The organism is Variovorax paradoxus B4 (genome assembly GCF_000463015.1).
GTDB lineage: Bacteria > Pseudomonadota > Gammaproteobacteria > Burkholderiales > Burkholderiaceae_C > Variovorax > Variovorax paradoxus_E.
In genome coordinates this window covers 4,036,379-4,058,172 of sequence record NC_022247.1, presented here as the reverse complement: position 1 = coordinate 4,058,172, position 21,794 = coordinate 4,036,379, and the positions used below count along the sequence as shown (strand labels likewise).

The 21,794-nt window shown below is 67.2% G+C and carries 23 protein-coding genes; 10 read left to right on the top strand and 13 right to left on the bottom strand.

The features are described from left to right. The first annotated feature begins 32 nt into the window (after nucleotides 1–32). Nucleotides 33–2,141 carry a TonB-dependent receptor gene (locus tag VAPA_RS18965; RefSeq protein ID WP_021008380.1) on the top strand — a complete coding sequence of 703 codons (2,109 nt, stop codon included), beginning with the start codon at nucleotides 33–35 and terminating at the stop codon, nucleotides 2,139–2,141. 73 nt (nucleotides 2,142–2,214) lie between these two features. After that, nucleotides 2,215–3,165, top strand: coding sequence for an AEC family transporter (locus tag VAPA_RS18960; protein WP_021008379.1), 951 nt, complete (start codon nucleotides 2,215–2,217; stop codon nucleotides 3,163–3,165). 89 nt (nucleotides 3,166–3,254) lie between these two features. On the opposite strand, the gene VAPA_RS18955 is transcribed toward VAPA_RS18960, so the two are convergent. Then, the gene (locus VAPA_RS18955) at nucleotides 3,255–3,575 is read right to left on the bottom strand and encodes a hypothetical protein (RefSeq protein WP_041946164.1); all 321 of its coding nucleotides are present in this window, start codon (nucleotides 3,573–3,575) and stop codon (nucleotides 3,255–3,257) included. An 18-nt stretch (nucleotides 3,576–3,593) separates the two neighbouring features. Here VAPA_RS18955 and VAPA_RS18950 point away from each other — a divergent pair, with 18 nt between their 5' ends. Beyond that, on the top strand, nucleotides 3,594–4,805 hold the full coding sequence (locus VAPA_RS18950) for an OmpA family protein (RefSeq protein WP_021008377.1): 1,212 nt from the start codon (nucleotides 3,594–3,596) through the stop codon (nucleotides 4,803–4,805). A gap of 6 nt (nucleotides 4,806–4,811) precedes the next feature. On the opposite strand, the gene pdxH is transcribed toward VAPA_RS18950, so the two are convergent. After that, the gene (pdxH, locus tag VAPA_RS18945; RefSeq protein WP_021008376.1) at nucleotides 4,812–5,486 is read right to left on the bottom strand and encodes a pyridoxamine 5'-phosphate oxidase; all 675 of its coding nucleotides are present in this window, start codon (nucleotides 5,484–5,486) and stop codon (nucleotides 4,812–4,814) included. 46 nt (nucleotides 5,487–5,532) lie between these two features. Between pdxH and VAPA_RS18940 the strand changes: the two genes are divergently transcribed. After that, nucleotides 5,533–6,102 carry a nucleotidyltransferase family protein gene (locus tag VAPA_RS18940; protein WP_021008375.1) on the top strand — a complete coding sequence of 190 codons (570 nt, stop codon included), beginning with the start codon at nucleotides 5,533–5,535 and terminating at the stop codon, nucleotides 6,100–6,102. A gap of 4 nt (nucleotides 6,103–6,106) precedes the next feature. On the opposite strand, the gene VAPA_RS18935 is transcribed toward VAPA_RS18940, so the two are convergent. Both VAPA_RS18935 and VAPA_RS18930 read right to left on the bottom strand, forming a co-directional pair. Then, nucleotides 6,107–6,649, bottom strand: coding sequence for a superoxide dismutase family protein (locus tag VAPA_RS18935; RefSeq protein WP_021008374.1), 543 nt, complete (start codon nucleotides 6,647–6,649; stop codon nucleotides 6,107–6,109). Further along, a complete protein-coding gene (locus VAPA_RS18930; RefSeq protein ID WP_021008373.1) occupies nucleotides 6,646–7,341 on the bottom strand; it encodes a gamma-glutamylcyclotransferase in 696 nt (231 codons plus the stop codon). The genes VAPA_RS18935 and VAPA_RS18930 overlap by 4 nt, the downstream gene beginning before the upstream one ends. Before the next feature lie 156 nt (nucleotides 7,342–7,497). Between VAPA_RS18930 and VAPA_RS18925 the strand changes: the two genes are divergently transcribed. The 4 genes from VAPA_RS18925 to VAPA_RS18910 all read left to right on the top strand — a co-directional run bounded on the left by VAPA_RS18925 (nucleotide 7,498) and on the right by VAPA_RS18910 (nucleotide 11,420). Next, the gene (locus VAPA_RS18925; protein ID WP_021008372.1) at nucleotides 7,498–8,049 is read left to right on the top strand and encodes an OmpA family protein; all 552 of its coding nucleotides are present in this window, start codon (nucleotides 7,498–7,500) and stop codon (nucleotides 8,047–8,049) included. A 156-nt stretch (nucleotides 8,050–8,205) separates the two neighbouring features. Beyond that, entirely contained in the window at nucleotides 8,206–10,032 is a 1,827-nt protein-coding gene (gene edd / locus VAPA_RS18920) for a phosphogluconate dehydratase (protein WP_021008371.1), read from the top strand. A 16-nt stretch (nucleotides 10,033–10,048) separates the two neighbouring features. After that, nucleotides 10,049–10,684: a bifunctional 4-hydroxy-2-oxoglutarate aldolase/2-dehydro-3-deoxy-phosphogluconate aldolase gene (gene eda, locus VAPA_RS18915; protein WP_021008370.1), complete on the top strand. Its 636-nt coding sequence runs from the start codon at nucleotides 10,049–10,051 to the stop codon at nucleotides 10,682–10,684. Between the two features lie 7 nt (nucleotides 10,685–10,691). Then, entirely contained in the window at nucleotides 10,692–11,420 is a 729-nt protein-coding gene (locus VAPA_RS18910) for a haloacid dehalogenase type II (RefSeq protein ID WP_021008369.1), read from the top strand. A 12-nt stretch (nucleotides 11,421–11,432) separates the two neighbouring features. Here VAPA_RS18910 and VAPA_RS18905 read toward each other — a convergent pair whose 3' ends face one another. The 9 genes from VAPA_RS18905 to VAPA_RS18865 form a co-directional block, all read right to left on the bottom strand. Continuing rightward, nucleotides 11,433–12,494 (bottom strand): acyltransferase family protein, encoded by a 1,062-nt coding sequence (locus VAPA_RS18905; RefSeq protein ID WP_021008368.1) that lies wholly within the window; start codon nucleotides 12,492–12,494, stop codon nucleotides 11,433–11,435. Next, complete coding sequence (locus VAPA_RS18900; RefSeq protein ID WP_021008367.1) at nucleotides 12,491–13,648, bottom strand: hypothetical protein; 1,158 nt, start codon at nucleotides 13,646–13,648, stop codon at nucleotides 12,491–12,493. Before VAPA_RS18900 ends, VAPA_RS18905 begins: the two co-directional genes overlap by 4 nt. A gap of 272 nt (nucleotides 13,649–13,920) precedes the next feature. After that, the gene (gloA, locus tag VAPA_RS18895) at nucleotides 13,921–14,361 is read right to left on the bottom strand and encodes a lactoylglutathione lyase (RefSeq protein ID WP_021008366.1); all 441 of its coding nucleotides are present in this window, start codon (nucleotides 14,359–14,361) and stop codon (nucleotides 13,921–13,923) included. Between the two features lie 44 nt (nucleotides 14,362–14,405). Continuing rightward, nucleotides 14,406–15,083, bottom strand: a complete 678-nt coding sequence (locus VAPA_RS18890; RefSeq protein WP_021008365.1) for a glutathione S-transferase family protein — start codon at nucleotides 15,081–15,083, stop codon at nucleotides 14,406–14,408. Between the two features lie 105 nt (nucleotides 15,084–15,188). Beyond that, entirely contained in the window at nucleotides 15,189–15,872 is a 684-nt protein-coding gene (locus tag VAPA_RS18885) for an ABC transporter ATP-binding protein (protein ID WP_021008364.1), read from the bottom strand. After that, complete coding sequence (locus VAPA_RS18880; RefSeq protein WP_021008363.1) at nucleotides 15,869–17,545, bottom strand: ABC transporter permease; 1,677 nt, start codon at nucleotides 17,543–17,545, stop codon at nucleotides 15,869–15,871. Before VAPA_RS18880 ends, VAPA_RS18885 begins: the two co-directional genes overlap by 4 nt. 34 nt (nucleotides 17,546–17,579) lie before the next feature. Beyond that, nucleotides 17,580–18,641, bottom strand: coding sequence for a Fe(3+) ABC transporter substrate-binding protein (locus tag VAPA_RS18875; protein WP_021008362.1), 1,062 nt, complete (start codon nucleotides 18,639–18,641; stop codon nucleotides 17,580–17,582). 116 nt (nucleotides 18,642–18,757) lie between these two features. Continuing rightward, nucleotides 18,758–19,453: a nitroreductase gene (locus tag VAPA_RS18870; RefSeq protein WP_021008361.1), complete on the bottom strand. Its 696-nt coding sequence runs from the start codon at nucleotides 19,451–19,453 to the stop codon at nucleotides 18,758–18,760. 17 nt (nucleotides 19,454–19,470) lie between these two features. Next, entirely contained in the window at nucleotides 19,471–20,016 is a 546-nt protein-coding gene (locus tag VAPA_RS18865) for a PaaI family thioesterase (RefSeq protein ID WP_021008360.1), read from the bottom strand. A 45-nt stretch (nucleotides 20,017–20,061) separates the two neighbouring features. Here VAPA_RS18865 and VAPA_RS18860 point away from each other — a divergent pair, with 45 nt between their 5' ends. After that, on the top strand, nucleotides 20,062–20,565 hold the full coding sequence (locus VAPA_RS18860) for a MarR family winged helix-turn-helix transcriptional regulator (protein WP_021008359.1): 504 nt from the start codon (nucleotides 20,062–20,064) through the stop codon (nucleotides 20,563–20,565). Next, nucleotides 20,558–21,793, top strand: a complete 1,236-nt coding sequence (locus VAPA_RS18855; RefSeq protein ID WP_021008358.1) for an MFS transporter — start codon at nucleotides 20,558–20,560, stop codon at nucleotides 21,791–21,793. The genes VAPA_RS18860 and VAPA_RS18855 overlap by 8 nt, the downstream gene beginning before the upstream one ends. Nucleotide 21,794: the final 1 nt, after the last annotated feature.

The following is a 21,794-nucleotide window of genomic DNA, read 5'->3' as shown; positions in this document are numbered from 1 at the left end:
GCGATCGTCCCTTGATTCAACGAGTGTTCATCATGATTCCCAATTTCCGTCGCAACGCCATCGGTGCTGCCGTTCTTTCGCTGGCCTCTTTGGCGGCCATGGCCCAGGCCCAGCCCCAATCGGTACCCCAGGCGCAACCCGCCGAAGCGGCTGCGCCGGCCCTGCCGGAGATCGCCGTCACCGGCAATCCGCTGGGCGCGAGCGAGCTGATCGCACCCACCACCACGCTCTCGGGCGACAGGCTCCTGATGCGCTCCGAATCGACGCTCGGCGAGACGCTCAACAACCTGCCCGGCGTGAGCAGCAGCTACTTCGGCCCCAATGCGAGCCGGCCGATCATCCGCGGCCTGGACGGCGACCGCATCCGCATCCTGCAGAACGGCGGCGGCGCGCCCGACGCCTCGTCGCTGAGCTACGACCATGCGGTGCCGATGGACGCGCTGGTCACCGAACGCGTCGAGGTGCTGCGCGGCCCGTCCGCACTGCAGTACGGCGGCAGCGCGGTGGGCGGCGTGGTCAACGTGATCGACAACCGCATTCCGAGCGAACCGATCAACGGCTTCGGCGGCCGTGCCGACCTGGGCTTTTCCACCGGCAACAAGGAGAAGAACGGCGGCGTGGTGCTCGAAGGCGGCAACGACCGCTTCGCGCTGCACGTCGATGCGTTCAACCGCGACTCCAAGGACGTCTCGGTGCCCATCGACCTGGAATGCAGCAAGCCCGGGCGTCCCTGGCTGGCGCGCAAGATCTGCAATTCGGCCAACGAGGCGCACGGCGGCGCGGTGGGCGGCACGCTGTTCTTCGACCGGGGCTGGATCGGCGCCTCGGCCAGCACCTACCGCAGCACCTACGGCACGGTGGCCGAAGACGACGTGACCATCGGCATGAAGTCCGACCGCCAGGCAATCGAAGGCGAATGGCGTCCGGGCGGCTTCATCAGCAGCATCCACGCCAAGGCCAGCCACACCAACTACCGCCACACCGAGTACGAAGGCCGCGAGGCCGGCACCACCTTCTCGAACATGAGCAACGACCTGCGCATCGAAGCGCGCCACCAGAAGATCGGCAACTTCGAAGGCCTGGTCGGTTTCAGCAGCGAAAGCAGCCGCTTCGCCGCGGACGGTGCGGAAGCCTTTGCGCCGCACAGCCGCACGCGCTCCAATGCGCTGTTCCTGTACGAGGAACTCGGCACCTCCTGGGGTCGGCTGAGCTTTGGCGCGCGCACCGAGAAAGTCCGCGTCACTTCGCTCGGCTACCCGGAAGATCCGACAGTGACGCGCTTTGCCATCGGCGAACGCACGTTCAATCCGCACAGCGCGGCCGTGGGCGCCCTGGTCAACCTGACGCCGCAGTGGCAGCTCACCTCGAACCTGGCCTACACCGAGCGGGCGCCGAAGGACTATGAACTGCTTGCCAACGGCCCGCACGTGGCAACGGCCGCCTGGGAAGTCGGCAATCCGGACCTCGGCAAGGAAAAGTCGACCGGCTTCGACGTCGGCGCGCAATGGAAGTCGGGCGCCAACACGGCCCGCGTCAACGCCTACGTCACGCGCTTTCGCAACTACATCGGCCTGACGGCGTCGGGCCGCACGCTCGACGAAGAAGGCCAGGTGGTGACCGATCCCGAGGCGACCGACACGCTGGCCGAGTATCTCTACAGCGGCGTGCGCGCGCGCTTCACCGGCATCGAGGCCAGCGGCAACCTGCGCCTGCTGGGCACCGACGGTTTCGCGCGGCTGGCCGACGCCTCGACGCTCGACCTGGAATGGCGCGGCGACGTGGTGCGTGCGAAGAACCTCGACACCGGCGAGCCCCTGCCGCGCATCGCGCCGTTCCGCGCGGGCGCGACGCTGGCCTACGGCAACGGTCCCTGGAGCGCACGCTTCGGCTTCGACTACAACGCGGCGCAGCGCCATGTGCCCAGCGTCGGCGCGCGCGAAACCGACTCCTACACGCTCTGGAATGCCTCGATCGCCTATCGCATGAAGGTGCAGCGCGCCAACCTCACCTGGTATGCGCGCCTCGACAACATCACGAACAAGCTGGCCTACAGCCCGACCTCGATCCTGACGACGACGGTGTATCCGAACGCGCCGCTGCCGGGGCGTTCGCTGAAGGTCGGGCTGCGCGTGACCTTCTAGGCAAACCCGCCGGCCTTGCTTTCTCCCTTCCCGCTCTCGAGGGAGGGAGCAGGCAAGGCGCTATCCTCGACGGGTGAATTCGTTCGTCATTCCTTCGCTGCTGCCGGTCGTCGTCCTGATCGCAGCAGGCTACCTGGCCGGCCGGCGCCGCTGGATCGGCGGCAACGCCGTCAAGGACCTTTCCAACCTCATCTTCCTGCTGCTTGCGCCGGCGCTGCTTTTTCGCGCGATGAGCACGGTGCACGTGCAGGAGCTGAGCCTGAAGCCCGTGGCGGCGTATTTCATCGCCTCGGGCCTGCTGTTCGCGGGCACGCTGGCGCTGCGCGGCTTCAACCGCACGGCGGCCGTCATTGCGCTGGCCAATACCTACAGCAACACGGTGATGATCGGCATCGTGCTGGTCGGCCTTGCCTATGGCGAGCAGGGCATGGTGGTGCTGCTCACGCTGATCTCGCTGCATTCGCTGGTGCTCCTGACCAGCGCCACGGTCGTGCTCGAGCTCGCCGTGGCGCGAGAGCATGCGGCGGTGAGCGGCGAAGAGAAGCGCCCGATGGCGCGCACGGTGCTGCGCGCACTGCGCAACGCCATCATCCATCCGGTGCCGATGCCGATCATCGCGGGGCTGCTGTTCGCGCAGACGGGGCTCGTGATGCCCGATTTCCTCGACAAGCCGATCCTGCTGCTCGGCCAGGCCTTCGGTCCGGTGGCGCTGGTGATGGTGGGCATCACGCTCGCGCTGACACCCATCGGGCGGCACTGGCGCGATGCCACGGTGCAGGCGCTGGTGAAGAACCTGCTGCATCCGCTGCTCGTGGCCGGCATCGGCTGGCTGCTGGGTGTGCGCGGCATACCGCTCACCGTGATGGTGGTGGCGGCGGCGCTGCCCATCGGCGCCAACGTCTTTCTCTTTTCGCAGCGCTACCGCACATCGGAAGACCTGGTCACGGCCAGCGTCGCGGTGTCGACGGTGCTCGCGCTCGCGACGCTGACGCTGGTCATGATCCTGGTGCAGTGGCTGCCTTGAGGCTTTTCCCGGCCTAGGCCATTCGGCAGGGTGGCCATTTGGCGAGATGGCGAGCGGCGCCTCTCGCTCTACATTTGCCCGCTGATGATTTACCAGCCGCGGTCTTCGCCGTTTTCCGCCATGGCGCCGATTGCGATGGTGATCGCGCTGTGCGGCGGCGCCGTGCCGGCGGCCGCCGATACGAAGCCGTGCCGAACGCCCTGCCTTTCAGCCGCTGTGCCGCGCGAGCCGGCACCGGCCCCGGCTTCGCGGCCGAGCGCCAGGCCGAAGCCGCAGGCGGTTGCCGTGGCGGCGCCACCGCCGCTGGAGGCGGAGAAGCCGCCGGCCCCGAAAAGGCCACCGTTCTCCAGGCGCTGCAGCGAAATCAACATGCGCGCAGCGGTGGGGGAGCCGCTGTCGGACGAAGACATGAAGATCTTGAGGAGTCAATGCTGATGATGAAGACCATCCACCCAATCCGCACGGCCACGCGTGCGCTGACGCTGTCGTTCGCGGTGCTGCTTTGCGCCGCCTGCGCGCACCGGCCGGCGCCGGGCAATGCCATGCCTTTCGAGCAGGCCGTCAACCAGGCGGTGGACGACCTGATCGTGCAGACGCAGAAGCTGCCGGCCTTCCTGGCCAAGGTGGAGTCGTCGATCAAGCAGAGCCGCATCGTGATCGACCCGCTGCTCGAGGGCGCGAGCGGCCAGCAGACCGAAGTCACGCGCGTGGCCGAGCAGCGCATCGTGCAGCGCATGCAGTCGCAGTTCAGGCAGTTCACCGTCACGCCCTTCAACAACACCGAGATCGAGCGCGCGCAGTACGTGCTCAACGGCACGCTGGTGCGCGACAAGGATTCGGCCGACGGCCGCTACCGGCTGAACCTGGCGCTGACCGAAATCAAGAGCGGCGTGGTCATTGCGCAATCGGTGGCGCGCATCAGCGATGCGACGCTCGACACGCGGCCCACGGCCTTCTTTCGCGACAGCCCGGTGAACGGCAAGGACCGCGCCGTGGAAGGCTACATCCGCACTGCCGAAACGCAGCCGGGACAAGCCGCCGACGCGCTGTATCTGGAGCGCCTGCCCACGTCGACCGTGCTGCAGGAAGCCACCACCGCCTACGAGGCCGGCCGCATGAGCGAGGCGCTCAGCCGCTACGAGGCCGCTTCGCGCCGGCCCGACGGCCAGCAGCTGCGCATCTACAGCGGCCTGTATCTCACGCAGGCCCAGCTCGGCCGAACGGCCGATGCGGAGAAGACCTTCGGCACCCTGGCGCGGCTCGGGCTCGAAACCAACAACCTGAGCGTGAAGTTCCTGTTCAAGCCCGGCTCGACCGATTTCCTGGCGGATCCGAAGATCAGCGCCGCCTATCCGATGTGGCTGCGGCAGATCGCACGCCAGGCGGCGCAGATCGACTCCTGCGTGGTGGTCACTGGCCACACGAGCCGCACCGGTTCGGAGTCGGTCAACGAGCGCCTGTCGCTGCAGCGCGCAGTCAGCGTGAAGACCCGGCTGGTGGGCGAGGCGCCGCCGCTGTCGAAGAAGCTGCGCGAGTCCGGCATGGGATTCCGCGAGAACATCGTGGGCACCGGTGCCGACGATGCCAGCGATGCGCTCGACCGGCGCGTCGAGTTCAAGGTCGCACCCTGCGAGGCTTGACGCGGTTCAGGGGGCGAGCCGCTCGCGCACCCAGGCGGCGCCTTCGAGCCGGTAGCGCAGCCGGTCGTGCAGGCGGCTCGTGCGGCCCTGCCAGAATTCCCAGCGGTCCGGCGCGAGGCGGTAGCCGCCCCAGTGCGGCGGGCGGGGTGGCGAGAGCAGGTGCCTGGCAGCGGCCACGGCCGCGTTCTTGACCAGCACGTCGCGGCCGCTGATCACCTCGCTCTGCGGGCTGGCCCAGGCGCCGATGCGTGATTCAAGCGGGCGGCTCGCGAAGTAGGCATCGCTTTCCTCCGCGCTCGCCTTTTCCACGCGGCCTTCGACGCGCACCACGCGTTCGAGCTCGACCCAGTGGAACTGCAAGGCCGCGTACGGGTTGCCCGAGAGCTCGCGGCCCTTGCGGCTTTCGTAGTTGGTGTACCAGACGATGCCGCGTGCGTCATAGCCCTTGATGAGCACGATGCGGCTCGAAGGCCGCAAGTCGCTGCCCACGGTGCACAGGGTCATCGCGTTGGGCTCGGGCACCTGGGCGTCGATGGCTTCGCCGAGCCAGCGCTCGAACTGCTTCAGCGGATCGTCCGCACTGTGGGTTTCGCCGAGTTCGGCGCGCTCGTAGCTTTTGCGCAGCGCGGCCAGGGTTTCGTTGGTTGGAGAAGAAGAACTCATGCCGGCATTGTTGCGCATACGTTGCCGCACGGCACTGCGGGCATTCCGCGGACATACTCGGCGCATGGCGACAAAGGCGAATTCTCCGGTGGTGATCGTGCTGGCTTCGGGCCGCGGCGAGCGTTTCATCGCGGCCGGCGGCACGGGCCCCAAGCTGCAGGCGCCGCTGGCGGGCAAGCCGCTGCTCGAACGCACGCTGGACGCGGTGCGTGCGAGCGGCCTGCCGTGGCGGCTTGAAGACGCCGGGCATCCGGGCATGGGCGACTCGATTGCCGCCGCGGTGCGCGCCACGCCGGATGCCGCCGGCTGGCTGATTCTTCCGGGCGACCTGCCGCTGGTGCGCCCCGAGACGCTGCGAGCCGTGGCCGGTGCGCTGGCCGGCCGGGTGCGCGCGGTGCAGCCGCAATACAAGGGCGAGCGCGGCCATCCGGTCGGATTTTCGGCCGGCTGCGGGGCGCAACTCGCGGCGCTCAGGGGAACGCTTGGCGCTTCTTCCATCCTGAAGGCGATGCGCGCCATCGATGCCGTGGCCGACCTGGTGGTGGACGACGTCGGCATCGTGACCGACATCGATACGCCGCAGGCCCTGGCCAGTGCCGAGGCTCTGTGGCTGGAGCGCTCGGCGGGGCCCTAACCGCTCAACGCCGTGCGATCACCGCGCAGGCGATGCGCGGGCCGGAGTTGCCGGCTGGCTGGGTGGTGAAATCGTCGCGGTCGCGGTGCACGACGAGCGCGCGGCCCACCACGTTGTTGGGGGCGCCTTCGGTCAGCGAGATCGTGTGCACGTCGACGCTGAAGCGCGCCACGCCGCTGCCGTCGGCCACCAGGCTCGGCAGTTCGCCGGCATGGCTGCCCGGCGCACTGAACTTGCCGTGGGTGCCGCCGGCGGGGTTGAAGTGGCCGCCCGAGGCGTTGCCGTTGTCGCCGCAGTCGCCCTTTTCATGGATGTGGAAACCGTGCTCGCTGCCTGGCACGAAGCCGCGCACCTCTCCGGCCACGCGCACGCCATGGTCCAGCGCGGTGAAGGTCACCGTGCCCCGCGTGGGGTTGGGCGAGACCGCCGCCGTGGGCATCAGTTCGGCGGCCGCGCTCGGCTTGCCGCCCATCATGCTGCCGCAGGCGGAAAGCAGGGCGCTGGCGAGAAGGGCGGTGCCGGTGGCGGCGAGAAGGCGATGGGTCATGTTTTTTCCTTGGACGGTCCGGAGGATTGTTGGGGAAAGGAAGAAGAAGATTTGTCCGGAGACCCCGGAACATATACCGGAGCCGGGGGCATCCCGCAATCGGCCGCCGCCCCGGCCTCTGCCTGCCGCTCCTGTTCCTCCTGCCGTTCGTGGGCCAGCGCAACCAGCCGGGCCAGGGCCGCATCGTGGATCGAATGGCGTCGCAGCTCCAGCAAGGTCTGGCGCGCGTAGTCGAGCGAGCTGCCGTAGCGGCCGACGGCATGGGTGAAGATGTGGCGATAGCGCTCGTCGCTGAGCTCGCCGGTGAAGTTGGGGCTGCGCCTGGAGAGCGTGAAGGCCAGCGCGCGCACGGGGCCTTCCGGCGTGGTGCATTTCAGCCACTTGGGGTCGTACACGCCGGTGGGCATTTCGCGCAGCCACAGCCTGCGAAGCGTTTCAAGCCCGTGGGCCGAGGGCACCCGGAACACCATGCCGCGGCAGCTGCCGCCAGACAGCAGGCCGAAGACGAGGCCGGGCGTCTGGATGCTGCCGCGGTTGATGCGGCTCCACATCTTGAGCGCGCGGTGCCAGCCATGCACCCAGGCCGGGCGGCGCTCCGCAAAATCGAACTCGGGGCGCCAGATTAGCGAGCCATAGCCGAAGAGCCACAGGTCGTCGCGGCCGCCCCAGTCGGCAATGGCCTGTTCGAGCATGGGCTGCGGGTCGCGCAGCGGGCTGGGCCGCGGGTCCAGGCCCGGCGGTCCGGGATCGGGTGCGGGGCCTGGGGGGGCGCCGCCTACAATTTCGCGATCATGGTTCACCGCACCATTATTTACCGGCCTCTTTCTTCCTACGGAGTACGACCCCTCATGAGCGACGACGACAGCCAGCAAAACTTCATCCTCGGATTTCTCCTGGCATTGATCGCGCTGGTGATTTTCTTCGTGCTGGGCATCGTGCTCTGGCACAAGAGCCATGGGCCGGCAGCGGGCGGCATGCCCGCCGTCGCGGTGGCAGCGGTGTCCGCAGGGCCGGCGACCACCACGACGGTGGCCGAAGTGACCGAGACGGTGACGGTCGTCATTCCCGACGGGGCCAGCATCCGCGTGGCCGATGGCGTGGTGAACTTCTATTTCGCCACCGGCAGCGCCGATCTGGCGCCCGGCGCCGCCGAGGCGCTGGCCGCCGTCATCAAGGGCGTGGAGAGCGGCCGCAAGGCCGTGGTCTCGGGCTTTCATGACACCACTGGCGACGCGGCCATCAACGAGCAGCTCGCGAAGAAACGCGCCGAAATGGTCCGTGACGTGCTGGTGGGCCTGGGTGTGCCGGCCGACAAGGTTGACCTGCAGAGGCCCGCAATTACCGCAGGTTCCGGCAACGACGCCCAGGCGCGGCGCGTGGAAGTCAAGCTGGTCGACTGAACCGGCTGCCAGCGGGACCGAATCCGCCAATCCGTATTGCCGGGGTGCGGATTTCCATCGGCCTCGGTCGCGGCGTCTTGGTACTATCGACTTCCACGTCGAAGGTCGCAAAAGCGACAGTGGACAGATGCCGGCAGCGCGACCGAAACCATCCCCATGAGCACACATCCCACCGTCCTTGACGTTACCGATCGCATTCGCGAACGCAGCCGGGGGCCGCGCAGCGCGTACCTCGAGCGGCTGGCGGAAATCCGCAACCGCGACCGGGGCTCCGACCGCATGGGCTGCGCCAACGTCGCGCACGCCGTGGCCGGCATCCCGGCCAACGACAAGTTCAAGGTGGTGACGGAGCGCGCGCCCAACATCGGCATCGTCACGGCCTACAACGACATGCTCTCGGCCCACGCGCCGTACCAGGGCTACCCCGACATCATCAAACACGAGGCGCGCAGCCTCGGTGCCACCGCGCAGGTGGCCGGCGGCGTGCCCGCCATGTGCGACGGCGTGACCCAGGGCACGCCCGGCATGGAGCTGAGCCTCTTCAGCCGCGACGTGATCGCCATGGGCACCGCGATTGCGCTCACGCACGACATGTTCGACGGCGCGCTGCTGTTGGGCGTGTGCGACAAGATCGTGCCGGGCCTCCTGATCGGCGCGCTGCATTTCGGGCACCTGCCCACGGTGTTCGTGCCCGCCGGCCCCATGCCCTCGGGCCTGTCGAACGGCGAGAAGTCGAAGGTGCGCGAGCAGGCGGCGCAAGGCCTGGTCGGCCGGCAGGGCCTGCTCGACGCCGAGATGGCGGCCTACCACACCATGGGCACCTGCACCTTCTACGGCACCGCCAACAGCAACCAGATGCTGCTCGAGGCCATGGGCCTGCACGTGCCCGGCACCGCCTTCATCCAGCCCGGCGATGCCATGCGCGAAACGCTCACGAGGGAGGCCGTCCGCACGGTGCTGGGCCGCGCGAGCGAGGCGAAGTTCGATTGCCCCCCCATCGGTGAGATGGTCGACGAGCGCTGCATCGTCAATGCCATGGTGGCGCTGCTGGCCACCGGCGGCTCCACCAACCACCTGATCCACTGGGTGGCCGTGGCACGCTCGGCCGGCATCGTGATCGACTGGGACGACTTCTCCCGCCTCTCCGACGTGGTCCCGCTGCTGACGCGCGTCTATCCCAACGGCAGCGCCGACGTGAACGCGTTCCAGGCCGCGGGCGGCCCGGGCTTCGTGATCGGCGAGCTGCTCGATGCCGGCCTGATGCACGCCGACGTGCTCACCGTGCGGGCCGGCGGCATCCGCGAGTTCGCGAACATTCCGTCCCTTGCGGACGACAAGCGCCTGGTCTGGAATTCCGCCGCGCCCTCCAAGGACGACACCGTCGCACGGCCCGTCGAAAGCCCCTTCAGCGCCACCGGCGGCCTGAAGCTGCTCAACGGCAACCTGGGGCGCAGCGTGATCAAGGTGTCTTCGGTGCCCGACGACCGCCACGTGATCGAGGCACCGGCGCGCGTCTTCGATTCGCAGGCCGCGCTGCACCAGGCCTTCACCGCCGGCGAGCTGGATCGCGACGTGGTGTGCGTGGTGCGCTGGCAGGGGCCGCAGGCCAACGGCATGCCCGAGCTGCACAAGCTCACGCCGCCGCTGTCGGTGCTGCAGGGCAAGGGTTTTCGCGTGGCGCTGGTCACCGACGGCCGCATGAGCGGCGCCTCGGGCAAGGTGCCGGCTGCCATCCACGTTTCTCCGGAGGCCGCCGCGGGCGGCCCGCTCGCCAAGGTGCGCGATGGCGACGTCGTGCGCCTGGACGCCGTGGCGGGCACACTTGCCGTACTGGTGCCCGACGACGAGTGGGCCGAACGCGAGATTGCCAAGCTGCCCGAGGCCAAGCGCATCGCCGACGGCCATGGCCTCGGCCGCGAGCTGTTCGCCGGCATGCGCCGCAATGCATTGACCGCCGAAGAGGGCGCATGCTCGTGGCTGTGAACATTGGAGCAATGAAATGACAGACAAACTCACCGCACTCGACGTCATGCGCGATGCACCGGTCATTCCGGTGATCGTGCTGCACGACGTGAAACATGCCATTCCGCTCGCGCGCGCGCTGGTGGCCGGTGGCATCCGCATGCTCGAGGTCACTTTGCGCACGCCGCAGGCGCTCGAATGCATCGAGGCCATTGCCAGGGACGTGCCCGAGGCCGTGGCCGGCGCGGGCACCATCCGCAGCGCGGCCGACGCGCAGGCCTCGGCGCTGGCCGGCGCGAAGTTCGGCGTGAGTCCGGGCTATACGCGCGCGGTCGGCAAGGCCTGCCACGACCTCGGCCTGCCGCTCTTGCCCGGCGTCGCCACCGGCAGCGAGATCATGACGGCGCAGGAAGACGGATACACCGAACTCAAGTTCTTTCCCGCGCTGCAGGCGGGCGGCATCCCCATGCTGAAGGCGTGGCAGGGCCCGTTCGGCGACGTGACCTTCTGCCCGACGGGCGGCATCCATGCGGACAACGCAGCCGAGTTTCTCGCGCTCTCGAACGTGGCGTGCGTGGGCGGCTCGTGGATCGTGCCGGCCGACGCCATCCGCAACGGCGACTGGGCGCGCATCGAGCAGCTCGCACGCGCAGCGAGCCAGCTCGCACGCTGATCCGATCATGCGTGCGGATTTCGACGCCAGTGACCTGAAGGTCATTGCATTCGACGTTTTCGGCACCGTGGTCGATTGGCACAGCGGCATCGCCGCCGAGGCCGAGCGCGTATTGCCCGGCGTCGACGGCGCCGCCTTTGCGCTGGCTTGGCGTGCGGGCTACCAGCCTGCCATGAAATCCGTGATGGAACGCATCGCAGCGGGCGAGGGCGGCTTCACGCTGCTCGACGAACTGCACCTGAGCATGCTCGAACAGGTGCTGCACGATTTCAGCCTGGCCGACCGGCTCGATACCGCCGCCAAGCGCGACCTGAGCCGGGCCTGGCACCGGCTGCCGGCATGGCCAGATGCGGTGGAAGGGCTCACGCGCCTCAAGAAGAAATTCACCATCTGCACGCTCTCCAACGGCAACATCGGCCTTTTGACCGAAATGGCCAAGCGCGCCGGCCTGCCCTGGGACTGCGTGCTGTCGGCCGAGGTGTTCAAGGCCTACAAGCCCGATCCGCGCACCTACCTTGGCGTGGCGGGCGTGTTCGACGCGACGCCGGGGCAGGTCATGCTGGCCGCAGCGCACCACGACGACCTGGCCGCCGCGCGCGTATGCGGCCTCAAGACCGCCTACATCGAGCGGCCCCATGAATTCGGCCGCGCCCAGCCGAAGGACATTTCGCCGAATCCGGACAACAACCTGCACGCGCGCGACATCAGGCAGCTGGCCGACCTGCTGGGCTGCTGAACCGCGGCACAATCACCTTGCCCTGGCCGCGTTGAAGGATTTCGCGGACTTGATCATCCCCCGCATCATCTGCGTGAGCGGGAATTCCACGAACCTGTAGACCATGTGCGAAGCCCAGATCGACGCGATACAGATCGCAACGGAAATGGCAAGGATCTGAGGCACCGAGGTGAAGCCGAGCAATTTGACCGTGAGCGGGATGGCAACCAGGATGAAGGGGTGAAACAGGTACAGCGAGTAGGAGCTGTCCCCAATGGCCAGTATCACGCGCAGCCTTGCCCAGAACGGTCCAAGCGATATCAACCCGAAGAAAATCATCGCGGAAGGAATTGCCAGTGCAAATCCCCTGAGTTCGCTGCTTCCAAGGCCTTCGGAAATTGCCAGGTGCGCAAGAAAAGCCCCGACGACTATCAAGACGATGGAGGCTGGCGTGCTCTGCCGGATCAGCCCTTTCTTGAACGCGACGCCAATTGCCACTCCGAATGCAAACTCCAGGAACAAGGAAAAATTCATTACCTTGTAGTCGATGCCGGAAAGCAATCCAATGAACGATGCGGCGGCCAATACCAGGCACGCGAGGTAGGCGTTCTTCGGCCTTGCGGTCGGCAGTGCGACCAGGGCCCACAACCCGTAGAAGATGATCTCATAGGTGAGCGTCCATCCGTTGTTGACCAGGTACGGGGCGGATGTGGGCCACAAGAAGAACGACGCGGCGATGTCGGAGGGTTGCTGGGCATTGCTGTTGATCAGCTTCGGCACAAAGATGAAGACCAGCAGTGCCAGCAAGGAGAGTCCCCAATACAGGGGAAACACCCGGATGATCCGTTTCTCCATGAATTCCACGTGCGTCATGGTCTTGTTGGCCGTGACAAAGTAGATGATGAAGCCGCTGATCATGAAGAATATATCGACCCCGATGATCCCGAAATCGAACAGTGGAATGGCGCCACCGGAAAGGGCATGTGCTTTCTGTGCTGCATGGTGAATCACGACCAGAAGCGCGGCAATGCCTCTTCCTGCCTGAATGGATTCGACGTACTGTGGCTGGTCCACCGCAATGGATTGGGATTTCACGAAATGCGATCCTGACGGGTGGGGCGAACAAAGAGCGGGCTGCTTGAAATGGCGGCGGCCTGCCTGCGCCGCAGGAGCCTCCTTTCGGCCAGCTCGGTTTTCTGCGCCAGCGCCATGGCAGAAAAGACGAGCGGACTCACGATGGCGAAGTGGCGGGCAAATGAGCCGAAGTCGGGCTCGAACACCCCCTCGATGATGAGGAAGGACAGGGGCGCAAGGGCCACCTTGCCGGCCTGGATCAGGTTCTTGTTGCTCGATTTCGCGCCCTCGACGATGACTTTCACCATCCATACGAACGTGAAAGGCATGATCGAGATGAACGCCAATTGGCTGACCGACCCGAAGCGCAGAAGCTCGAGCGGAAATGCCAGCCGGAAGAATGTGATCGTGGCATTGAGCGCCTGCAGCAGGGCGTTGTCGGAGGCGATGACCGCCTCGATGACCGTTCGCGATCCTTCGGCGCCGACTTCCCGGTTTTCGTTGACCGTTGCGCGGGCAAAGTCCAGGGTGGCGCCAAGTGCGATCTGGAATGTCAGCGCGAGCGCGATGTAGACCACGACGATGATGACCAAGAGCCTGAATACGGTGAGCTGCTTTCTTATCAATCGCAGTCCAAGCCAGACGGCACTGACCAGGAGCCAATATTTTCTAACCACCCAGCCGTAGATCGTCGACGACAGGAACCACGTCAGCCCGAACGCGCTGTGTTGCGCTGCCATGATCGAGAGAAGCACCACGCAGGCCGACAGCATGTCCTTTGAAAGAACCGACAGGAAAATGGCTCTGATGAATCCCCATCCGAGCGATACGAAAAAGACGCCAAGGGGAATTCTGCTGAATTGGAGAATCGGTATGACGGTCAGCGTGACGCTCAGAAAAGCGCCGGCAATGGGCGCCGTCTTGGCGCTCAATCCGGCCGACTCCAGCAGGAATGCGCTGCAAGCGTAGGAGTTTCTTTCCTCGATCGTGGTGGAGGTGAGCTGGCACAAATCGGCCCCGAAGAAGCTCAATAGCGTTTCTTCGTCGGGGAAATTCTGGGCCGCCGTGTCGTGATAGAGGAACGGAATGACGCCGACAATCAGGGCGGAAAAGAAAAAGATGATCAGCGATATGGCCGGATCAATGGGCTTGCCGCGTATGCTCAGAATGGTCAATTTTCATTCCGCTTGGAAGGAAGCGCTCATGTAGAAGATAGTTCAAAGAGTAAGGAGCATTCGGTGCCGCGTCCGAATGGACGATCTTGCTGAACTGTGAAGCTCTTTGATCGCGATTCCGAGTATCAGAATGTGATGCGTCTTGCATCAGCACTACCCCTTGAAAATACCAGCAAAGAATATGCCGATCGCCTTTAAAAGGTGATCATTTGTATCCTCAATTCGGCGGCCGTGACGCGCTCACGGCGGAGCCGGGCGCCGGGGCGGCCCGGCTAGGACGCGCGCAAGGCGTCCGAACTGGCTGGGTGGCTGTCGCCAGAAGCCTTTGCCTTGTCTTGTATGAGCTCGATCTTGTAGCCGTCGGGATCGGTCACGAAGGCGATCACCGTGGTGCCGCCTTTCACGGGGCCGGCTTCGCGCGTGACGTTGCCGCCGGCGGCCTTGATCTTTTCGCAAGCCGCGTAGGCGTCGGGCACGCCCAGCGCGATGTGGCCGTAGGCGGTGCCGAGTTCGTAGCTTTCGGTGCCCCAGTTGTAGGTGAGCTCGATCTCGGCCTGCCCGGGGTTGCCGCCGCCGTAGCCGACGAAGGCGAGGCTGTATTTGTACTCGGGGTTCTCCGAAGTGCGCAGCAGGCTCATGCCAAGCACCTGGGTGTAGAAGTCGATCGAACGCTGGAGGTTGCCGACGCGCAGCATGGTGTGGAGGAGTCGCATCTCGTGGGATCTGTTGTTGCGGGGGAAGGATTCCATTGTCGGTTCTAGGCGAGCGCGAGCAAGTGCGCCTCGTGCTTGCGCAGGAATTCGCGCAGGTGCTGCGGATACTCCGGCACCACCGCGCTGCGCACGCTCGGCCGCGCCGCCAGCGCCTTGCGCCAGGCATTCACCTTGGGCAGGGCATCGAAGATGTGTGAATTGCTGATCTCGTCGAATACCTCGAAGTAGCGAAAGATCGGCGCGAACACCGCATCCACCAGGCTGAAGTCCTTGCCGGCGAAATAGGGGCCCGTGCCCAGCGCGGCTTCGACGCGCTCGAACTTGGCGGCAAGGGCCAGGCGCTTCTGCTCGAACACTTCGGCGTCGTGCGTGGTTTCGTAGCCCCACAGGTCGCCCAGGATGGCCGAGCCGAACTCCATCCACGCGCGATGCTCGGCGCGGGTGAGCGGATCTTCGGGATGCAGGCGCGGGCCGGGCTGGGTCTCTTCGAGGTACTCGCAGATCACGTTGCTCTCGAACAGCACCGCCTCGCTGCCGTCGGGGCGCTGAAGCCGCAGCAGCGGCACCTTGCCCAGCGGCGAGATGGCAACGAACCAGTCCGGCTTGTTCGCAAGGTCGATCACCACGCGCTCGAAGGGCACGTTCTTTTCGGCCAGTGCGATGGCGGCGCGCTGCACATAGGGGCACAGCAGGTGGCTGACGAGAGTGAGGGGCTTGGACATGGCGAGTTGGCGTTCCGGAAAAAGTTGAAGGTGGGACCGCGGCAATTCTTGCGGCCCCGAACAACCTTTTCCCGAAAAGCCCATTCGCCGGATGGGCGCCTTGTGCTATTTGGCGGTGTCCAGCCAGTGCGTGATGCGGCCGCCGTGCATCACGCCGATCCGGTCGGCCATGGCATGGGCCTCGGCCTCGTTGTGGGTGACCAGGATCGCGGTTTGCCCGGCGCGCTGAAGGATGCCGCGCACCTGCGCCGTGAGGCGTTCGCGCGTGCCGCCGTCGAGGTTTGAAAACGGCTCGTCGAGCAGCAGCAGCGCGGGCGAAGGCGCCAGTGCGCGGGCGAGCGCAATGCGCTGCTGCTGGCCGCCCGAGAGTTCATGCGGAAAGCGCTCGCCGGCATCGGCCAGGCCCACCAGCGCCAGCATCTCGGCCACGCGCGCCCGTTGCTGCGCACGGCTCGAGCGGCGCAGGCCAAAGGCCACGTTCTGGCCTGCCGACAGATGGGGAAACAGCGCGTACTCCTGGAACATCATGCCCACGCGCCGCTGCTCGGGCGGCAGGTGCACCTGGGTCGAGGAGAGCAGCACGTCGCCGAGCCGGATGGTGCCGGCGCGCAGCGGCTCGAAGCCCGCGATCGCCCGCAGCACCGTGGTCTTGCCGCAGCCCGAGGGACCGAACAGGCAGGCAATCTCGCCCGCACGCAGCGAAAGCGAGAAGTCGTTGACCACGGTATGCAGGCCGCGCGGCGTTTCGTAGGCGAGCTGGATCGATTCGAGGGAAAGAGGGGAACTCATGTTTCCACGGCGGGCAAGGTCGTTGGCGTGCCCAGTTGATTGCGTGCCAGCAGCACCACGGGCAGCAGGCCGGCCGCCACGATGGCGAGCGCGGCGATCGCGCCTTCTTCATAGGTGCCGCGAGCGGCCTCGGCATAGAGCCAGGTGGCCAGCGTGTCGAAATTGGCCGGCCGCAGCAGCAGCGTGGCCGGCAGTTCCTTCATTGCATCGACGAAGACCAGCAGCGCACCCGTGGCAATGGCGGGTTGCAGAAGCGGCAGGTGCACGCGCCTGAGCGTGCCGCCGCTGGTCTCGCCCAGCAGCCGCGAAGCCTGCTCGATGGCGGGGGGAATGCGGGCGAGCCCGGCTTCGATGCCGCCGACCGGCATGGCGAGAAAACGGATTGCGCAGGCCGCTACCAGCACGATGCCCGCGCCCATGAGCGGCAAGCCCTGCAGGCCGAGCACGCTGGCCAGCGCGGCGTCGAACGCAAGCGCGGGCGTGAGCAGGCCGATGGCGAGTACCGTGCCGGGCAGCGCGTAGCCCAGCGTGGCTGCGCGCGCCTGCCACCGTGCGCGGTTGGGGCGCGATCCCTGGCTGCGCGTGGCCCACGCCACGACCAGCCCCGCGGCCACGGCCGCCACGGTGACGCCGGCGGCCAGCGTGATCGTGTTGCCGAGGCTTGCCAGCAGGCCTTGCGACACGCCGCCGCCCTGGCGCAGCCGCTTGGCGCTTTCCCAGACCAGGTAGAGGGCCGGCGCCACGAAGCCGATCAGCACCGGCAATGACGCGGTGGCGGTGGCGAGCCAGGCGGCGGCGCCGTGCAGGCGCCGCGGCTGCATGGCGCGCATGCGCTGCGCCGAGCCGAAGCGCTGATGCCGGCGCCCGTTGCGTTCGAGCCAGACCAGCGCGACCACCACGAACAGCATGGCGCACGCGATCTGCGCCGCACCGGCTAGGTCGGAGCGCGTGATCCACGTGGTGTAGACCGCCACCGTGAGCGTATTCACGCCAAGGAATTCGGAGGCGCCGATGTCGTTGAGCGTTTCGAGCAGCGCCAGGCTCAGGCCCACCGCGAGCGCCGGCCGTGCCAGCGGCAGCGCCACGCGAAAGAAGGCGCCGCCCCGGCTTTCGCCCAGCGTGCGCGCCGCTTCCATCAGGTGCGCGGGCTGCGTCATGAACATGGCGCGCGCGGTCATGTAGACATAGGGGTAGAGCACGAAGCCGAGCACGAAGATTGCGCCCGGCATCGAGCGCAGATCGGGCAGGCGGAACTGGCGCGGACTGTCGAAGCCCAGCGCCCAGCGGATCGCGCCCTGCACCGGGCCGATCGGGTGCAGCAGGTCCAGGTAGGCAAAGGCGACGATGTACGTCGGCATCGCGAGCGGCAGCAGCAGCGCCCAGTTCAGCACGCGGCGCCCCGGAAAGTCGCAGGCCGTCACGAGCCATGCGCAGCCGGTGCCGATCACCAGCACCAGCGCGCCCACACCCGCGAGCAGCAAGGCCGTGTTGAGCGCGGCCCGCGGCAGCACGTGGGCGAACAGCGGCCCCCAGTGCGCGACGCCGGAGCCCAGCGCAAGCCAGGCGAGCACGAGCACCGGCGCGAGCACGCCGAGCGCGATGGCCATCGAGGCACAGCGCCAGAACGGGCCCGCCGCCTGCAGGACCAGCGGGTGGCGCCTCGCGATCAACATCCGGGCATCGGCAAGGCGTGCCCTGCCATTTCCATCACTGATCGAAGCCGACCTTGTCGACCAGGGCACTTGCTTGCTTGCGGTATTTGGCAATTTCGGTGAGCGGCAGCGGATCGACCTTCAGCTCGCCGATGGTCTCTCCGATGATCGGATCGAGCGCCACGCCCTTGCGCACCGGATATTCATAGTTGGCCTGCGCGTAGAGCGCCTGTGCCGGCTCCGACACCAGGAACTCGAGCAGCTTGACCGCGTTGGCGCGCTGCGGCGCGTTCCTGGCCACGGCCGCACCGCTGATGTTGACGTGCGTGCCGCCGCCCTTGGCACCGGCAAAGGTCGGGCGGACCACCTTGATGGCGTCGCCCCACTTGCGTGCGTCGGTGCCGGCCGAAGCGCTCTTCATCTGGCCGACGTAGTAGGAGTTGGCCAGGCCGATGTCGCAGATGCCGCCCAGGATGTCGCGCGCCACGTCGCGGTCGCCGCCCGTGGCCTTGCGGGCCAGGTTGGCCTTGACGCCGCGCAGCCATTGCTCGGTCTTGGCCTCGCCGTCGTGCGCGATCATTGCTGCGATCAATGCCGTGTTGTAGGGATGCTGGCCCGCGCGGATGCAGACCTTGCCCTTCCACTTCGGGTTGGCCAGATCTTCGTAGCGGAAGCTGGTGAGCGGCTGGTTCCTGTCGGCGTAGAGCACGCGCGCGCGCAGAGAGAGCGCGAACCACTGGCCGTCGGCGCCGCGCAGGTTGGCGGGCACGGCCGATTCGAGCGCGGCCGATTTCACCGGCTGCGTCACGCCGCCGTCGACCAGGTCCATCAGGTTGCCGATGTCCACCGTCATCAGCACGTCGGCCGGCGAGCGAGCGCCTTCGGCCTTGACGCGCTCAAGCAGGCCGTCCTTCACGAACACGGTGTTGACCTTGATCTTGCTCTGCGCGCTGAAGGCCGAGATCAGCGGCTGGATCAACGCGGCTTCGCGCGTGGTGTAGAGCGTGAGTTCGTCGTTGGCGGCGTGGGCGGGCAGGGCGGCGGCAGCCAGCCAGGCGGCGGTGACGCCGATCAGTGCGCGGGCGGCGCGGCCTTGGACGCCGAGGCGGTCGGTCATGAAGGATCCTCCAGGTGCAGAGACGTGTTTTGGGAAATCATCGCCACCACGAGGCGACGATGAGAATCATTATCACTGCCCTTGGGGCGGTTTTTTACGTCCTTGCACTTACATTGCTAATCCACCCATCGGCAAGCCTCCTCCAGCGGCGCGCGCGACGTGCGGAACTGGTTGGCCGGATGCGACGGATCCTCGTAGCCGAATGCGATGCCGCACACCACCTGGCGATCGTCCGGAATGTCGAACCAGCGATGCAGGAGCTTCGAGCGCGAGGCCACGGCCGCCTGGGCGATGCTGGCCACGCCCAGGCTGCGTGCCGCCAGCATGAAGTTGTTGACATAGGCGCCGCAGTCCAGTGCGCCATAGGTGCCGAGCAGCGACTCGGTGGTGACGAGGGCCAGGTGCGGTGCGCCGAAGAACCTGAAATTCTCCTGCGCCTGCCGCTGCGAGGCCTCGCGGTCGCCGCGCGCAATGCCCACGCTCTCGTACAGCTGAAAGCCGCATTCGCGGCGGCGCTCGCGGTACACGCCGCGGTATTCCGTCGGCGGTGCAATGTCGAATGCGGCGTCGGCCGCGGCTGCGTCCGAATCGAAGGCGTGGCGCAGCCGTTCGGTGGCTGCGGCACTGGTCACGGTCACCTGCCATGGCTGCGAGTTGCACCAGGAGGCGGTGCGCTGTGCCAGTTGAAGGATCGCATCGATCGTCTCGCGCGCGACGGGCTCGGCAAGGTAGCCCCGGCAGCTGTACCGGTCGGCGAGGAGGGTCTTGAAGGCTGGCGCAAGCGAGGGATCGCGAGGGATGGAGGAGGGCATGGGCTGCGGCCGATCGATCAGCGTGGCGAGGGGATCTCGAACACAAGGCAGGTTGTGGTGGCGTGGGCGTACAGCGTACCGTCGGGCCCCACGAGCCGGGCCTCGGCAGTGGCGAGTTGCCGGCCGCAATGGATCACCTTGCCTTCGGCGCGGACCCGCTGCACCTTGGGCGTGAGGCCCTTCACGTAGTTCACGCTCAGCTCGGCGGTCGTGTAGGCGCGCCCCACCGGCATCATGGTGTGGACCGAGCAGCCCAGCGCCGAGTCGAGCAGGGTCGCAACCCAGCCGCCGTGGATGGTGCCGAGCGGATTCAGGTGCTGCGCCAGCGGCTTGCCCTGGAACACGGCCCGGCCCGGGCCGACTTCCAGCAGGACGAAGTCGAGGGTCTTGGCGATGGCAGCATAGGGGATTTCGGCGCGCAGCATCGCTCCCATCATTTCCAGCCCGGTCTTGCCGGCGATCTGCTCGGGGCGTGCCAGGCCAGGGCCCGGCCCCGCGTCCAGGCGCTGGACGATTTCGGCCTCCTGGGCGATCCAGGCGCCGATGGCATGGGACTCGGTCATGGAAAAAACTCCTTGATAGTTGTAGGTACAATTATTGTAGCTACAATGAATGGCATGAACGCCGCTCTGAAGCCTCAGCTGAGGCCCCAAGGATGTACCAATTTCCGCCTGCGCCGGCTCTCCAGGCTGGCGTCGCGCCTTTATGACACGCACGTCGCGCCCAGCGGGCTCAAGACCACGCAGTACTCGCTGCTCTCGCACGTGCTGCATCTCGGGCCGCTGCGCCCGGTCGATCTGGCGCGCGAGATGAACGTCGACGCCTCCACGCTCACGCGCAACCTCAAGCCGATGCTGGCCGCGGGCTTCCTGGTGCAGACGGAGGGGCCCGATGCGCGCAGCCGCATGCTGGCGATCACTGACGCGGGCCGCGACAAGCGAGCCGAGGCGCAGCGCCTGTGGCACGACGCGCAGCTGGCGCTCAACGACATCCTCGGCACGGAACGCGTGCTGGCGCTGCATGCCCTGCTCGACGAGAGCCTGGAGCTGTTGCAGCGCGCGGGGCTGGGCGATGGACAGCCGGAAGACGCAACGGGAGCCGGCGATGAATGAAACCCCTCTGCGGCGCCATGCGCCCTGGCTCGTGCTGCTGGCGGCCGCCGGCGCCTTCGCACTCACGATGGGGGTGCGCCAGACGATGGGCCTGTTCCTCTCGGCACTCAACACCTCGACCGCGCTCGGCATCGGCAGCATCAGCCTGGCGTTCGCATTCGGGCAGCTCTGGTGGGGGCTCACGCAGCCCTTCGCGGGCGCCGCGGCCGACCGCATCGGCACCGGGCGCGTGGTGTTCCTCGGCGTGCTGCTGGTCGCCATCGGCACCTTGATCACGCCGCTGATGACGAGCACGGCCGGCCTGATCCTCGCGATCGGCGTGCTGGCGGCCGGTGGCGCCGGCATGGCGGGCCCTTCGGTGCTGATGGCCGCGACCACGCGCCTGGTGCCGGCCGGGAAACGCGGCCTGGCCACCGGCTTGGTCAACGCCGGCGGCTCCTTCGGACAGTTCGCGATGGCGCCGATCGCCGTCGGCCTGACGGCGGCCGTGGGCTGGGCCGGCGCCATGCAGTGGCTCGGCGTGCTGGTGCTGCTGGCGCTGCCGGCCGCATGGGTGCTCAAGGGCAACTCGAACGCAATGGCCGCGGCCTCGGCAGCCGCATCGGGCACGAAGCCGCTGAGTGCGCGCCAGGCCATCGGCCAGGCGCTCGCGACGCCCAGCTACCGCTACCTGAGCCTGGGCTTCCTGGTCTGCGGCTTCCACGTCGCCTTCCTCGCCACGCACCTGCCCGGCGTCGTCGCGGCCTGTGGGCTGCCGGCCGAGGTCGGCGGCTGGGCGCTCGCGATGATCGGGCTCTTCAACATCGTCGGCAGCCTGGCCATGGGCTGGGCCGTGGGGCGCTGGCGCATGAAGTCGCTGCTGTCGCTGGTCTATGCCACGCGCGGCATCGCCGTGCTGGTGTTCCTGCTGGCGCCGAAGACGACCGTGGTCATGCTGGTGTTCGCCGCCGTGATGGGCGTGACCTTCCTGTCGACCGTGCCGCCGACCGCCGGTCTCGTCGCCAAGATGTTCGGGCCGGCCAACATGGCGATGCTGTTCGGCATCGTGATGCTGGCGCACCAGGTCGGCGGCTTCCTGGGCGCGTACCTGGGCGGCTACGTCTTCCAGGCCACGGGCAACTACGACATCGTCTGGTACATCGACATCGCGCTCGCCGCGGGCGCGGCGCTGGTGCACCTGCCGATCCGCGAAGCGCGGCTGGCGCGTGCGAAGCTGGTGGCGGCATGAG

Excerpts from the sequence above, each read along its gene's own strand:
- VAPA_RS18965 (WP_021008380.1), top strand. The coding sequence starts at position 33 with ATGATTCCCAATTTCCGTCGCAACGCCATCGGTGCTGCCGTTCTTTCG.
- VAPA_RS18955 (WP_041946164.1), bottom strand. The coding sequence starts at position 3,575 with ATGTCTTCGTCCGACAGCGGCTCCCCCACCGCTGCGCGCATGTTGATT.
- VAPA_RS18950 (WP_021008377.1), top strand. The coding sequence starts at position 3,594 with ATGCTGATGATGAAGACCATCCACCCAATCCGCACGGCCACGCGTGCG.
- pdxH (WP_021008376.1), bottom strand. The coding sequence starts at position 5,486 with ATGCGCAACAATGCCGGCATGAGTTCTTCTTCTCCAACCAACGAAACC.
- VAPA_RS18940 (WP_021008375.1), top strand. The coding sequence starts at position 5,533 with ATGGCGACAAAGGCGAATTCTCCGGTGGTGATCGTGCTGGCTTCGGGC.
- VAPA_RS18935 (WP_021008374.1), bottom strand. The coding sequence starts at position 6,649 with ATGACCCATCGCCTTCTCGCCGCCACCGGCACCGCCCTTCTCGCCAGC.
- VAPA_RS18930 (WP_021008373.1), bottom strand. The coding sequence starts at position 7,341 with ATGCTCGAACAGGCCATTGCCGACTGGGGCGGCCGCGACGACCTGTGG.
- VAPA_RS18925 (WP_021008372.1), top strand. The coding sequence starts at position 7,498 with ATGAGCGACGACGACAGCCAGCAAAACTTCATCCTCGGATTTCTCCTG.
- edd (WP_021008371.1), top strand. The coding sequence starts at position 8,206 with ATGAGCACACATCCCACCGTCCTTGACGTTACCGATCGCATTCGCGAA.
- eda (WP_021008370.1), top strand. The coding sequence starts at position 10,049 with ATGACAGACAAACTCACCGCACTCGACGTCATGCGCGATGCACCGGTC.
- VAPA_RS18910 (WP_021008369.1), top strand. The coding sequence starts at position 10,692 with ATGCGTGCGGATTTCGACGCCAGTGACCTGAAGGTCATTGCATTCGAC.
- gloA (WP_021008366.1), bottom strand. The coding sequence starts at position 14,361 with ATGCGACTCCTCCACACCATGCTGCGCGTCGGCAACCTCCAGCGTTCG.
- VAPA_RS18890 (WP_021008365.1), bottom strand. The coding sequence starts at position 15,083 with ATGTCCAAGCCCCTCACTCTCGTCAGCCACCTGCTGTGCCCCTATGTG.
- VAPA_RS18885 (WP_021008364.1), bottom strand. The coding sequence starts at position 15,872 with ATGAGTTCCCCTCTTTCCCTCGAATCGATCCAGCTCGCCTACGAAACG.
- VAPA_RS18880 (WP_021008363.1), bottom strand. The coding sequence starts at position 17,545 with ATGTTGATCGCGAGGCGCCACCCGCTGGTCCTGCAGGCGGCGGGCCCG.
- VAPA_RS18875 (WP_021008362.1), bottom strand. The coding sequence starts at position 18,641 with ATGACCGACCGCCTCGGCGTCCAAGGCCGCGCCGCCCGCGCACTGATC.
- VAPA_RS18870 (WP_021008361.1), bottom strand. The coding sequence starts at position 19,453 with ATGCCCTCCTCCATCCCTCGCGATCCCTCGCTTGCGCCAGCCTTCAAG.
- VAPA_RS18865 (WP_021008360.1), bottom strand. The coding sequence starts at position 20,016 with ATGACCGAGTCCCATGCCATCGGCGCCTGGATCGCCCAGGAGGCCGAA.
- VAPA_RS18860 (WP_021008359.1), top strand. The coding sequence starts at position 20,062 with ATGAATGGCATGAACGCCGCTCTGAAGCCTCAGCTGAGGCCCCAAGGA.
- VAPA_RS18855 (WP_021008358.1), top strand. The coding sequence starts at position 20,558 with ATGAATGAAACCCCTCTGCGGCGCCATGCGCCCTGGCTCGTGCTGCTG.